The 13,135-nt window shown below is 57.4% G+C and carries 14 protein-coding genes and 1 tRNA gene; 6 read left to right on the top strand and 9 right to left on the bottom strand.

Features of this window, described 5'->3' with window-relative positions; genetic code table 11:
• Position 1 precedes the first annotated feature (1 nt).
• On the top strand, positions 2-1,333 hold the full coding sequence (gene petB / locus ACR0AH_RS17140) for a cytochrome b (RefSeq protein ID WP_480592935.1): 1,332 nt from the start codon (positions 2-4) through the stop codon (positions 1,331-1,333).
• A 17-nt stretch (positions 1,334-1,350) separates the two neighbouring features.
• Positions 1,351-2,136 carry a cytochrome c1 gene (locus tag ACR0AH_RS17135; protein WP_170398299.1) on the top strand — a complete coding sequence of 262 codons (786 nt, stop codon included), beginning with the start codon at positions 1,351-1,353 and terminating at the stop codon, positions 2,134-2,136.
• Between the two features lie 144 nt (positions 2,137-2,280).
• Here ACR0AH_RS17135 and mtaB read toward each other — a convergent pair whose 3' ends face one another.
• Both mtaB and dapF read right to left on the bottom strand, forming a co-directional pair.
• Positions 2,281-3,537, bottom strand: coding sequence for a tRNA (N(6)-L-threonylcarbamoyladenosine(37)-C(2))-methylthiotransferase MtaB (gene mtaB / locus ACR0AH_RS17130; RefSeq protein WP_170425588.1), 1,257 nt, complete (start codon positions 3,535-3,537; stop codon positions 2,281-2,283).
• Positions 3,534-4,367: a diaminopimelate epimerase gene (gene dapF / locus ACR0AH_RS17125; RefSeq protein WP_223117377.1), complete on the bottom strand. Its 834-nt coding sequence runs from the start codon at positions 4,365-4,367 to the stop codon at positions 3,534-3,536. Before dapF ends, mtaB begins: the two co-directional genes overlap by 4 nt.
• Positions 4,368-4,585: 218 nt before the next feature.
• On the opposite strand from dapF, the gene ACR0AH_RS17120 reads away from it, so the two are divergent.
• Both ACR0AH_RS17120 and ACR0AH_RS17115 read left to right on the top strand, forming a co-directional pair.
• Positions 4,586-4,661 (top strand) — tRNA-Lys (locus tag ACR0AH_RS17120).
• Complete coding sequence (locus ACR0AH_RS17115) at positions 4,613-4,945, top strand: transposase (RefSeq protein WP_480592992.1); 333 nt, start codon at positions 4,613-4,615, stop codon at positions 4,943-4,945. The genes ACR0AH_RS17120 and ACR0AH_RS17115 overlap by 49 nt, the downstream gene beginning before the upstream one ends.
• 9 nt (positions 4,946-4,954) lie before the next feature.
• Here ACR0AH_RS17115 and ACR0AH_RS17110 read toward each other — a convergent pair whose 3' ends face one another.
• Positions 4,955-6,223 (bottom strand): cytochrome-c peroxidase, encoded by a 1,269-nt coding sequence (locus ACR0AH_RS17110; RefSeq protein WP_480592932.1) that lies wholly within the window; start codon positions 6,221-6,223, stop codon positions 4,955-4,957.
• A 15-nt stretch (positions 6,224-6,238) separates the two neighbouring features.
• Here ACR0AH_RS17110 and ACR0AH_RS17105 point away from each other — a divergent pair, with 15 nt between their 5' ends.
• On the top strand, positions 6,239-6,709 hold the full coding sequence (locus tag ACR0AH_RS17105; protein WP_170595133.1) for a tetratricopeptide repeat protein: 471 nt from the start codon (positions 6,239-6,241) through the stop codon (positions 6,707-6,709).
• A 30-nt stretch (positions 6,710-6,739) separates the two neighbouring features.
• Here the strand turns inward: ACR0AH_RS17105 and ACR0AH_RS17100 are convergent, their stop codons facing one another.
• From ACR0AH_RS17100 to ACR0AH_RS17075, 6 genes are read right to left on the bottom strand one after another with little or no spacing between them, the layout of a single operon-like run.
• Positions 6,740-7,801, bottom strand: a complete 1,062-nt coding sequence (locus tag ACR0AH_RS17100; protein ID WP_170408182.1) for a TRAP transporter substrate-binding protein — start codon at positions 7,799-7,801, stop codon at positions 6,740-6,742.
• A gap of 25 nt (positions 7,802-7,826) precedes the next feature.
• Positions 7,827-9,116: a TRAP transporter large permease gene (locus ACR0AH_RS17095; protein WP_480592931.1), complete on the bottom strand. Its 1,290-nt coding sequence runs from the start codon at positions 9,114-9,116 to the stop codon at positions 7,827-7,829.
• Positions 9,117-9,704 (bottom strand): TRAP transporter small permease, encoded by a 588-nt coding sequence (locus ACR0AH_RS17090; protein ID WP_480592929.1) that lies wholly within the window; start codon positions 9,702-9,704, stop codon positions 9,117-9,119.
• Positions 9,705-9,757: 53 nt separating this feature from the next.
• Entirely contained in the window at positions 9,758-10,273 is a 516-nt protein-coding gene (locus tag ACR0AH_RS17085) for a flavin reductase family protein (protein WP_170408253.1), read from the bottom strand.
• On the bottom strand, positions 10,273-11,163 hold the full coding sequence (locus ACR0AH_RS17080) for an aldo/keto reductase (RefSeq protein ID WP_480592927.1): 891 nt from the start codon (positions 11,161-11,163) through the stop codon (positions 10,273-10,275). The genes ACR0AH_RS17085 and ACR0AH_RS17080 overlap by 1 nt, the downstream gene beginning before the upstream one ends.
• Positions 11,163-12,317, bottom strand: coding sequence for an LLM class flavin-dependent oxidoreductase (locus ACR0AH_RS17075; RefSeq protein ID WP_480592926.1), 1,155 nt, complete (start codon positions 12,315-12,317; stop codon positions 11,163-11,165). The genes ACR0AH_RS17080 and ACR0AH_RS17075 overlap by 1 nt, the downstream gene beginning before the upstream one ends.
• Positions 12,318-12,422: 105 nt before the next feature.
• Between ACR0AH_RS17075 and ACR0AH_RS17070 the strand changes: the two genes are divergently transcribed.
• Positions 12,423-13,133, top strand: coding sequence for a GntR family transcriptional regulator (locus ACR0AH_RS17070; RefSeq protein WP_480592925.1), 711 nt, complete (start codon positions 12,423-12,425; stop codon positions 13,131-13,133).
• The last annotated feature ends 2 nt before the right edge of the window (positions 13,134-13,135 follow it).

Genomic DNA, 13,135 nt, shown 5'->3' with positions numbered 1-13,135 from the left:
TATGTCCGGAATTCCCCACGATCATTACGAGCCGAAGACAAATGGCGAGAAGTGGCTGAACAGCCGCCTGCCGATTGTCGGCCTGCTGTATGATACCCTGATGATCCCGACCCCAAAGAACCTGAACTGGATGTGGATCTGGGGTATCGTTCTGACGTTCTGTCTGGCGCTGCAAATCGTCACCGGTATCGTTCTGGTGATGCACTATACTCCGCATGTTGATCTGGCCTTTGCCAGCATCGAGCACATCATGCGCAACGTGAATGGCGGCTATATGCTGCGCTATCTGCACATGAACGGCGCGTCGCTGTTCTTTGTTGCGGTCTACATTCACATCTTCCGCGGCCTGTTCTACGGCTCGTACAAAGCCCCGCGTGAGATTACGTGGATCATCGGGATGCTGATCTACCTGATGATGATGGGCACTGCGTTCATGGGCTACGTTCTGCCCTGGGGTCAGATGTCCTTCTGGGGTGCGACCGTGATCACCGGCCTGTTTGGTGCGATCCCGTTTGTTGGTGATGCGATCCAGACCTGGTTGCTGGGCGGACCTGCGGTGGACAACGCCACTCTGAACCGCTTTTTCTCGCTGCACTACCTTCTGCCGTTTGTTATCGCGGCGCTTGTGATCGTGCATATCTGGGCCTTCCACACCACAGGCAACAACAACCCGACAGGTGTTGAGGTTCGCCGTGGCTCGAAAGCCGAGGCAGAGAAAGACACGCTGCCGTTCTGGCCCTATTTCGTGATCAAGGATCTGTTCGCGCTGGCGGTCATTCTGGTCGTGTTCTGGGCCATCGTGGGCTACATGCCGAACTATCTGGGTCACCCGGACAACTATATCGAAGCCAACCCGCTGGTTACTCCTGCGCACATCGTCCCTGAATGGTACTTCCTGCCATTCTACGCGATCCTGCGTGCGTTCACTGGCGAAGTCTGGGTCGTTCAGTTCGCCAGCTTCATCACCGGCGGCATCATCGACGCCAAGTTCTTTGGTGTGATTGCGATGTTTGGTGCGATCTTGGCGATGGCCTTAGCCCCTTGGCTGGACACCTCGACCGTGCGTTCGGGCAAGTATCGTCCGATGTTCAAATGGTGGTTCTACCTTTTGATCATCGACTTCTTTGCTTTGATGTGGCTGGGTGCGATGCCCGCGGAAGAGCCCTATGCGACCTTCTCGCTGATCGCTTCGGCTTACTGGTTCGCCTATTTCTTCGTGATCCTGCCGATCCTGGGTGTCATCGAAAAACCCGAGGCGCAGCCGGAAACCATCGAAGAAGACTTCAACGCGCATTATGGCAAGGCAAACGCCGACGCCACGCCGGCCGAGTAAGAAGAGGGACCGGAAACATGTTCAAGAAACTTGCAATCGGTGCCGCGTTCGCTTTGGCCCTTGCGCCCGCCTCGACTTTTGCGGCAGGTGGCGGTGAGCAGCACATCGAAGATTTCGACTTCTCGTTCGAGGGACCGTTTGGAACCTGGGATCAGAACCAGCTTCAGCGCGGCCTGCAGATCTATACCGAGGTCTGCGCAGCCTGCCATGGTCTGCAATATGTACCTCTTCGGACCCTTGAAGATTTGGGGTATTCGGAAGAGCAAGTCATCACCTACGCGGCCGACAACTTCGAGGTGTTCGATCCCGAGCTGGACGATTTCCGCCCGGCAATCCCGACCGACCACTTCCCGGCCAACAACGGTGTCGGCGCGCCTGACCTGAGCCTGATGGCGAAGGCCCGTGCCGGTTTCCATGGTCCTTACGGTCTGGGCATCAACCAGCTGGTCAAAGGCATGGGGGGCGCGGAATATATTGCCTCGCTTCTGGATGGTTATACCGGTGAAGAAAAGGAAGAAGCCGGTACTGTTCTCTATGAGAACAAAGCCTTCCCCGGTGGTTGGATTTCCATGGCTCCGCCGCTGGCAGAAGATCAGGTTGAATTTGCCGACGGACATCCTGCAACCGTTGAGGCAATGTCCGAAGACATAGCAGCCTTCTTGATGTGGAGCGCCGAGCCGAAAATGATGGAGCGCAAAAATGCCGGTTTCGTCGGTGTTCTGTTCCTGACAGTTCTGTCTGTTCTGCTGTACCTTGTGAACAAGCGCCTGTGGGCACCGATAAAGGGCAAACGTCTGGACTAAGGTCGACGTATAACTAAAAACTAAACCCCCGCGCCATCACGGTGACGGGGTTTTTTTTTGTTGCGATGGTGTGGAAGGGGCCAGCCCCTTCTTGGCCTGCGGCCAATTCATCCCCGAGGTATTTTTGGCCAGATGAAGAACGGATCACACTTGTAATTGAGCTTTGCTGTGCCCCCGTATCGTCGCGATTACGATCTCGCCTTCGGGTTGGGCGTTGCCGAAGGTTACTTCGGTGAATTGTTCGGTGCGGCCCATTGTGGGATTTTCCATCAGGATATTGTGGGTTTTGCCGATCTGTGCCGTCAGATGCTTGATGACTTGTGCATCGCCGGCGGCGCGTAGGCGCGCGGCGCGTTCTTTGATGACATTGCCGTTGATCTGTTGCGGTATGCGGGCTGCCGGAGTGCCTTCGCGTTTGGAATAGGGGAATACATGCAGCCAGGTCAGGTTGCACTCGGTGACGAGCTTGAGGGAATTCTCGAAATGAGCCTCGGACTCGGTCGGGAAGCCAGCGATGATGTCCGCGCCAAAAGTCATGTCGGGTCGTAGTTTGATGGCGTCTTCAGTGAAACGAATCGCATCTTCGCGCAGGTGGCGGCGTTTCATGCGCTTCAGGATCAGATCGTCGCCATGCTGCAAGGACAGATGTAAATGGGGCATCAGGCGCGGCTCGGTCGCGATGGCATGCATCAGGTTCTCGTCGACTTCGATCGAGTCGATTGAGCTGATGCGCAGGCGAGACAGATCGGGCACCAGTTTAAGGATGCGCATCACGAGATCGCCCAGTTTCGGCTGAGCGGGCAGATCCGCGCCCCATGAGGTCAGATCGACCCCGGTCAGAACAACTTCGTTGTAGCCCCTATCGACCAATCGTTTGATCTGATCCACCACAACGCCCGCAGGGACGCTGCGAGAATTGCCCCGGCCGTATGGGATAATACAGAAGGTGCAGCGGTGATCGCAGCCATTCTGAACCTGTACATAGGCGCGTGAGCGGGTTCCGAAGCCATCAATCAGATGCCCGGCGGTTTCCGTGACAGACATGATGTCGTCAACCTGAACCGCCTCGGTCTGACCGATGAAATCGGCGGCCATGCCTTTCCAGGTATCCGGTTGCATCTTTTCGGTGTTGCCGATGACTGCGTCTACTTCGTCCATTTCAGCAAAGGTCTGCGGCTCGGTTTGCGCCGCGCACCCGGTGACGATCAGACGTGCCGAGGGGTTTTCGCGGCGCAGCTTGCGAATCTCCTGCCGCGCCTTGCGGACTGCCTCGGCCGTAACCGCGCAAGTGTTCACGATCACAGCATCCGTTAGCCCCGCCTGCTGCGACAGCTCTTTCATTGCCTCGGTTTCATAGGCGTTCAGGCGGCAGCCCAAAGTGCTGAACTTGGGTGGGTTCATTCCAGTGACCTCAGGTATTCAGGCGTCAGCGTGCCCGAAAACACATGGGCTGTGGGCCCCGTCATCCAGACCCCATCTTCGCGCCAGTCGACCCAGATCGTGCCGCCGTCCAGATCCACTTGCACCTTACGTCCAGTGAGGCCTCGACGTGAGGCAGCAACAGCGGTGGCGCAAGATGATGACCCCGAGGCCAGAGTGATCCCCACTCCTCGCTCCCACACCCGCATGCGGATGTGGTCGGGTGCGACTATCTGTGCGACCTGAACATTGGTGCGTTCGGGATAGAGTGGATGGTATTCGTAACGCGCGCCGAACTCTTCCATCGGAATGGCCTCGGCGTTGTCGACAAAGAAAGTGCAGTGCGGGTTGCCCATGCCGGTCGCTGTTGGACCACCTTCTATCGGCAGTTCCAGCGTGTCCATCTCTTCCGCCAGGGGAATCTCGTTCCAAAGGAGTTGGGGGTGCCCCATATTCACCGACGTCAGTCCATCGCCAGCGTCGCAGGCCTGCAGTGTGCCGCGTTCAGTTGTGAGCGTGAGTTCGGATTTGCCCGTCTCGTCCATCAGAAACCGAGCGATACAGCGCGTGGCGTTGCCACACGCAGCCGAAGTCGACCCGTCGACATTGTAGAACACCAGATGCGCATCCGCTTCGCCGCGTTCGATCACTGCCAACTGATCGAACCCCACGCCGAACTGCCGGTGCCCGATTCCCCTGGCAAGGGCCGGGGTGACCGGCACGGCATGCGCGCGCGCATCGACAACGACAAAGTCGTTGCCCAACCCGTGCATCTTCATAAAGGCCAAACCGGTGTCGAGTATCTGTTGCATGGCGGGCGTATAACGCCGGTCCGGACATGAATCCACCCTGTCGCGTAGATTCCTGAAAAAAGGGGTTGACCCCCCAGTTCCACCTGCCTAATTAGGCCGCCTATCGGGGCGCCGAACTCATACGAATGACGGCGAACTGAAGTACGAAATAAGGTCTTGAACCCGGTCGGGTATTTACCTTACAGAGTGCTGCGGATCGAAGAGATCCTAAAAAGAGTGGGCCGTTAGCTCAGTTGGTAGAGCAACTGACTTTTAATCAGTGGGTCGCAGGTTCGAATCCTGCACGGCTCACCACTTTTTTCAAAGAAAATAGATGCTTACCTCCTTGGTGGCAAACCGTCCGTCCGAATGTCAGAGTCGGACGGCAGTTACCGGGTTTACGCGCGTGCATTCCAGATTGGCAACAGAGAAAGAGACCGGTGAAGTACGATAAGCGTCGCTACAAACGCCGTAATCGGATCGAGTTCATATTCGGCAGCCTGAAGGATTGGCGACGCGTAGAGAACCGATATGACCGAAGCCTGGTGTCCTTTCTCTCAACAATCGCACTTGGCGCATTAGTTGTTTTCACGCTATGAGACTTGGCTCTAGGGCTCAAACCCATCTGGCACACCGAACAGTGGCGCATCCAGTGTGGTCCCGGTCAATGCACCCATGAACGCCACCAGATCTGCGACCTGGGCATCGGTCAGTTCCAGCGGTTCGATGTCAATTTTCTGGCGATGACGCTCCATCTCAAACCGGTCCTGCCAGACGATGAAATCCACATTCTCAAGCCACGGCACGTTGGGCAGCCCGGCCAAATCAGGGGTCCAGGCAGCGAGGCTCTGAGATGGGTTCAAGTGGTGGCGAATAATGCCTTCCAGATCGGGAAAGGCACCGTTGTGACCATAAGGCGCTGTCTCTGTCACATTGCGCAGCATCGGTGTGCGAAAGCGATAGGCGTCCTCAAGACGGTTGCTTTCACCCATATGACCCGCGTCGCGGGCATAGGGGTCCCATTGGCGGGTCTTGCCCGGTCCAAATGGCGGCAAGCTCAGCGCGTGGAATTCTTGATCCGATAGCAACGGGCCCGAGTGGCAGCTTGCGCAACCTGCCTCACCATAAAACAGGGTCATGCCGTCCTTTTGCCGAGGCGTCAGGGCGGTGTTATCTCCGGCCAGATATTGATCGAACGGGCTGTCCATGCTGCGCCATTCCAGCGCCATGAATGCCGCCAGCGCGTTGGCTACTTGGGTGATCGTGATGTCCTCGGTCGTGTCGATGTCATCGAATGCCTTGACCATGGCAGGCCCATAGCGCGGATCAGTGCGCACGCGTTTGGCGAGGATCGGCCAGCCCTTGTCGATGCGGTCATGCACCGCGCCGGTGACTTGATTTTCGGCCACATTTCCGGCCATCTCGAATTGCGAGGTCAGCGGGAAAAGTGCCTGCGCGGCCAGCAGTGAATTCAACCCCTCCGGCAGCCATTCCTGCGCGGGCGAATTGAAGCCGTTACCGTAGACGTCAGAGATACTTAGGCGACCGTCATGGAAGACCGTGTGAAGGTCCTTTGCCCCAAGGTTCCAAAGCCCCGGCGAATTGCGGGGAATACGCTTGCGGATTTTGTCCGCTCCGGTGCCCGGCGTGCGATCTGGGCCAAGCCCCTGCCCGCCCTCGCCAATGCCCAGCGACAACCCGTCCGAGGTGCCGAAATCCGGGTGATGGCAATGGGCGCAGCTTATGTTCCGGTTTCCCGATAATATGGGATCGTAAAACAGTTGATGACCGATAGCGGCCTGTTCCATATCAAAGGGGATGAAATCGTCATCCGTCAGCGGGCGCGGCAGATCCTGAGCTGCCGCAGCCCCTGCCAAAAGGAAAGCAACCCCATGCGCCAGTTTGTATTTGCCCTGTGCCTTCTCGCGACCCCAGCGCTGGCTGAACTGGAAAAAGCACGCGATCTGATGGAGGCCGGAGAGTTTGAAGCCGCGCGTGAGGAATTGCTGCCGGCAGCGCGGTCCGGCAATGCCGAAGCCGAGGAATTGATCGGTGTGATGTACGGGTTGGGACTTGGAGTCGAACAGGACTATGAACGCGCGTTTGAATGGTACTTGCGCGCCTCGATGAAAGGTCATCCCGGGGCGCAATCTGGTATCGGTTGGTACTACGAGTTGGGTCTGGGCATGCCCGCGCCTGATCTGGTTCGAGCGTACATGTGGTACACGCTCAGCGCCATTGGCGGCGACCCCGATGCGGCGATCAGCCTTGAAGAAGTGGTCAAAAAAATGTCGCCGGAGCAGATCGAGAAGGCGCATGTTCTGGTCAACGACTACAAAGGGTGGATGTACCCGTTTCGGTGAGGGCCGGACCCCAGGGCCCGGCCCAGCAATTCAGTTCAGATCCGCATCACGTGAGGCATTAACATCCGCCTCGGCTGCTGCCACAGCGTCAGTCAACGCTACAAAGATCTCATCACCACGTGCCACATTGGACTGGAACCAGTCATAGACCGGGGTTGCGGCTTCTTTGAAAGCAGCTTTCTGGTCGGGTGTCAGGACATAAAGGTCACCACCGCCGGCAACGAAATCCTCATACGCCTGGATCGACTTGCGCTTGGGTGAGGCAAAGGTTGCCTGCTGGAGAGCATAGAAACCGTCAACTACCACGCGGCGCATATCTTCTGGCATCTCCTGGAACTTGGCGTTGTTCATCCACCACAGCGCACCCATGTAGGCATGCCCATCCAGCGTGACATATTGCAGGCCTGCATCAGGGAACTTCATACCCATGATGTCAGTGATGCCGTTTTTCGAGCCCTCAACCACGCCGGTCTGGAAGCTGGTGAACAGTTCTGGCCACGGGATCGGGGTCGGTGATGCACCCAGTGCTTTGACCAGCTCCTGCGGCAGGTCGGCAACCACGGTGCGGATTTTCAGACCTTCCATGTCAGCCGGCTCAGCAACACGGCGTTGTGTATTGGCGAAGTTGCGCCAGCCACCTGTATTGCCGATTGTCATCAGACGGATCGCACCGCCGGAATCCTCCAGCGCCATGTCGCGCATCTGCCGGGTGAAATCACCAGATAGGACATGTTCGGCAATGCGGTCATCGGCCATCAGGTAAGGCAGGTCCAGAACCTGCACGTAAGGGAAGATGCCCGAGGCCCCTCCAGAGGTTGAGATGTAGATGTCGATCGTACCGTCTGCCACACCCTGCAGGCACTCGGCACCGTTCGAGCAGAGCTGCGTACCTATGAACAGCTCAACCTCAATGGCTCCGTTCGAGGCCGCCTCAACGTAGTTCTTGAAAACGACCAGACCGTCATAGTCTTCGTCGTTTTCATTCGAGTTTGCAGTGGCGCGTAGCGTGTAGTCGGCGGCAGCCGCGGCAATCGCAGACGCGGCCACTAGCGACGTGGCCACCGCTGCGGTTTTGATAAATCTTCTGAGCATGCGTTTCCTCCCTGTGATACTCAGTTCAGTTTGCAAATCCCGTTATCCTCGGGATCGTCATGGATAGTGCGGGGATGTATGTGATCAAGAAGATCACGATGATTTCGACCGCCAGAAACGGCAGGATTGCCTTGGCGATGGTTTCAACCCGTTCCCGAGACACGGCGGCGGCTACGAACAGCACCAGCCCCATGGGCGGGGTGGCCAGACCGACGGTCAGGTTGACGCTCATGATAATGGCAAAATGGATCGGGTCTACACCGAGGCTGGTGAAGATCGGACCGAGGATCGGGCCAAGGATGATAATAGCGGGGCCTGCATCCAGGAACATTCCGACGATGAACAGCAGCAGGTTGATCAGGAACAGCAGGATCAGCGGGTTTTCCGACAGGCTGAGGATTAGCGAGGCCAGCTGCTCCGGCGCATGGCTAAGACTAACGACCGTCTTGAACGCCATTGCCGCCCCGACCAACAACAGGACGACAGCTGAGGTCATACCTGCATTGCTGAGCACCTCGGGGACTTCTTTCCACGTCAATGTGCGCAGGACGAAGAAACCGATGATGAAGGCATACCCTACTGCGACTGCGGCGGCCTCGGTTGGGGTAAAGATGCCACCCAGTATTCCGCCCAGGATGATCACAGGGGTCATCAGTGGGAAGAACGCTTTTAGGCTGGCCTGACGGCGTTCGGGCCAAGTGTATTTGCGGCTCGCGACAGGGAAGTCATAACGGTCAGCCATGACCTTGATCATCAGCATCAGGCCAACGCCCACCATCACACCGGGCACGATGCCAGCGAGAAAGAGCGCTGCCACACTTTCACCCATGACATAGGCATAGATGATCATGATGCCCGAGGGCGGGATGATCGGCCCGATCACCGAACTGGCTGCCGTGATCGCGGCGGCAAATTTGCGGGTATAGCCTTGCTTCTCCATCGCCGGGATCAGCATTGACCCAAGCGCCGAAGTATCAGCGACAGCGGACCCTGAAAGGCCCGCGAACAGGATCGAGCTGAGGACGTTCACATGCGCAAGGCCGCCCCGCAGGTGGCCCATCAGGGCCTGGCTGAACTCGACGAGGCGGATGGTGATGCCGCCCCGGTTCATCAGTTCTCCGGCCAGCATGAAGAAAGGGATCGCCATCAGCGGGAAGCTATCCATACCGTTATAGACATTGCGATAGAGCAGCGTAATGTCGTTGGTCTGACCGCTGAGCCATAGCAGAATGCCGGGCGCTGCCAGCAGTGCGAAAAAGACCGGCAGGCCGATCAGCAGGAAAATCAGGAAGGTGGGCAGGAACCAAATCAGCATTTATTCAGCCCCCACCGCAGCTTCGGGAATTTCAGGCAAAAGATGTGCTCCGCCCAGCATGGTTACTATCGACCGCAAGATCAGTTCGATATTGACCGAGATCAGCAAGATGATCCCAACCAGCAGCGAGGCCATCATCCAACTGCGCGGAATACGGTACCATTCATCGAACCCGAAAGAGGTAGGCAGGTACAACGCCGCAGTGGCGAACCGGCCACCAAAGCCCGTAACCTCAGACCAGCCGATATTGACCGCAACAAGCAGCACGGCCAGCGAGATCAGCAGCAGGAACAAATTGAGCGATTGACCAAGCACGCGCGGCAGGAAACGTGCAAGCATATCGATGGCGACGAACCCTCCGCGGCGGAAAGCTGTGGGGGCCATCAGACCCGTCATCCAGAGCATGCAGAACCGGGCAGCCTCATCCGGCCATGGCAGGGCGTTGCCCAAGACATATCGGAAGAACACCTGAATCAGGATCGCGATAACCATAGCTGCAATCGCAACAACACCGACCGCGCGGCCCAGACGCAGCACGGTTTCGTTCACGAATGCAATCGGCGTCAACGCCGATGCCAGTCCGCCCATGCGGATCCTCCCACTGTCAGCTGCGGGTTTGAACCGCAGTCTTCATATCGCGCTTAGCTCTGCGCGAATTGGCCGAGTTTTCCGGCAAAGAACGTCAGCGCGTCTCCATCCGCCATACTGACTTTCAGAACTTTGCCCACCACGATCACATGATCGCCTGCATCGTGATAAGCGTGCTGCTCGCATTCGAACCGGGCAAGACTACCCGGCAACAACGGGGTGCCGTTTTCACAACGGTCATGTTCGATATCACGCAGCGCATGGGCGTCTTTTGAACAGCCAAAGCACAGCTCGGCCTGTTCAGCAGACAGAACATGCACGCTGAAGTGACGCGCCGCGTGAAAATAGCGGAACCGGCGCGAATTGCGGTCGCCCGCCCACATCACCAGCGGTGGATCCAGCGACAGGGACGAAAAGCTGTTGGCGGTAATGCAGATTGGCCCATCCTCACTGTCGCAGGTCACGACAGTAACTCCGGTGGCAAAACGGCCAAAAGCATCGCGCAGGGTTCGCGTGTCGTCCTTATGCGGGACGAATGTATGGTTCATATCGCGCGAGATTGCGTTCATCATGGCACCTCATGTCCCAGCGCCGCCTCATACAGGCGGTACCAGCTTTCACGATCCAGCTTGACCTTCAACGCATCCGAGGCGCGTTTGATACGGCCCAGATTATTTGTGCCCAAAACCGGCAGGATGTTCGCCGGATGCGCGAGCAGGAAGGCAACGGCCACAGCGGCGCGATCCACCCCGAATTCTGCGGCGATCTCATCCGCTACAACGCCGACCGGTGGATTCCCGGCCATCAAAAGGCCTCCACCCAGTGGAGACCACGCCATAAGCGGGTGACCATGCTGTTGATGGAACGCCAGATCACCGTTGGTGAACGGGCTGATCTCGCCCAGAGATATCTCTACCTGATTGGTGACCAATTGGGTTTTCATCGCCGACTGCAGCAAAGACCAGTCCCAAGGGCGGAAGTTGGACACACCAACCGCGCCGACCTTGCCACTGGCAACCACCTCATCCAGCGCTGCACCGGTTTCATGGTGATCCATCATTGGATCCGGGCGGTGGATCAGTAGCAAGTCGATGTGGTCGATCGCCATTTCCGACAGAGATATATCGACCGATTTCAGAATATGCACACGCGACGTGTCGTAATATTTGACCTTGGCCTCGGCATAACGCCCCATCGGCGCGACGATGTCACATTTGGTGACGATCTCCATTTTCTGGCGCAGGCTGGGATTGGTGCGCAAGGCATTGCCCAGAACGGCTTCGGCCGCGTATCCGCCATAAATGTCGGCCTGATCGAAGGTAGTGATGCCCTGATCCAGACAGGCCTGTATCTTGGCCTCGACATGCGCGGTCGAGGTGTCACTGTCATCACCCAAGCGCCACATGCCATAGACAAGGCGGCTCATTTCCAGCGTGTCAGATAGTTTCACACGTTGCATCAGCGACGAACTCCGTTGCCCAGCGGGGTTGCCGGGGTGGTTGCTGGCACGCACCCGTAGGCTTCGGGAAGCGAGCAGGTTTTCAGGTTGGGCATCACACGGGCGCCAAAATGCTTGGCCTCGTCCATGTGCGGGTAGCCCGAGAAGATGAAAGCGCGAATGCCCATCTTCTGATACTCTTCGATCTTAGACATAACTTGATCGGTCGAACCGACCAGCGCAGCGCCACAGCCCGAACGTGCGCGTCCGACGCCAGTCCACAGCCCGGGTTCGACATAGCCATATTCATCCGCCAGATCACGGTTCTTGGATTGATGCGCCACACCCAACGATGTCGCGTCCAACGCCCTCTCGCGGATCGCGCGACCGTATTCGTCATCCAGTTTCGAAACGATGTAGTCGGCGTATTCCTGTGCCTCAGCCTCGGTATCCCGCACGATCATGTGGACGCGCAGGCCGTAGTCCAGAGTACGATTGTAATTCTCGGCAACTGCATGAACGGCTTTCATCCGCTCGGCCAACTGATCCTTTGTTTCCGGCCACATCAAGTAGACATCGCAATGTTCACCGCACAGGTCCAAAGCAGACGGCGAGTAGCCGCCGAAATACAGCAGTGGGCCACCGGTCTGGTAAGGCCGAGCCGGGTCGGTGGTCAGGCCTGAAAAGTTATAGACCTCGCCCGCATGGTTGATTTCGTCCTGCGTCCAGGCCTGTTTCAGGATCTCGACCACTTCGCGCGAACGCTGATAGCGGTACGCACTGTCGGCTTTCTCGCCCGGGAAATCGGACGAGATGATGTTGACTGTCAGCCGCCCCTTTAGCATGTGGTCCAGCGTCGCGATGGTGCGGGCCAGCATGATGGGCTGCATTTCACCACAGCGCACGGCGGCCAGCAGGTTGATCTTTTCAGTGATCGGGGCGCAGCCTGCAACAAAGCTCAACGTATCCTGACCGACCTGATACGATGACGGACACAGGATGTTGCGAAACCCTTGCGCCTCGGCCTCTTTCACGATGCCTGAACAATGCTCCCAGCTGGATCGCAGTTCACCATCGGGCACACCCAGAAACTGGTAGTCATCCGAGCAAAGCGCTGCAAACCACGAAACCTCGGCCGCATCCAGGTCGGGGGATGTGATGGGGACGATGGTCATTTGATTCACGCTCCGTACATCTTTGACTTTCCTCTTGCGTAGCAAGCGCATTGATGTAGATCAATAGTGTATCAATTTTTCCTGCGACCGAGTGAAGTGCCCTCAATGTCCGCCAGCAGCCGCAATCCAAATGCCCTGCCGATCTATGTCCAGATCTCAGAGCTTCTGATCCGCGATATAGCTGCGGGCCGTCTGATTGATGGTGAGCGTCTTCCACCTGAACGGGACATGGCTTCGAACCTAAATGTCTCGGTCGGGACCTTGCGAAAATCGCTCGCCGAGCTTGAGAAAAAAGGCATGTTGGAGCGTATTCAGGGTTCGGGCAACTACATCCGCGAGACCGGAACGCAGAACAGCGTCTATGCTATGTTCCGGCTGGAACTGCCCGAAGGCGGCGGGTTGCCGCGTGCCGACATCCTGTCGGTTGATCATCTCAAGAAGCCTGCGAAACTGCCGAAGTTCGGCCTGTCTGATAGCGGTTCGCGTGTACGCCGGATGCGTTATCTGAATGACACAATCATCGCGGTCGAAGAAATCTGGTTGGACGAATCAGCCGGGACCATCGACCAGAACCTGCTGTCCGACTCGCTTTATCGCTATTACCAGCAACAGCTTGGCTTCTGGATCACACGGGCAGAGGATCGCGTTTCTGTCAGTGCCCTGCCCGACTGGACTCCTGAAGGCTTCACCAAACCTGCGGGCCAAGCCGCAGGGTATATCGAACGGTTCAGTTGGTCTGAGAAAGCTGAACCTATCGAGTTTTCAAAAACATGGTTTGATCCAGATCGAGCCACATACGTTCAACGCCTGAAATAAAA

It is taken from the genome of Ruegeria sp. AM5 (assembly GCF_056540645.1).
The sequence above is the reverse complement of the archived record's forward strand: the minus strand, read 5'-3'. Positions and strand labels throughout refer to the sequence as shown.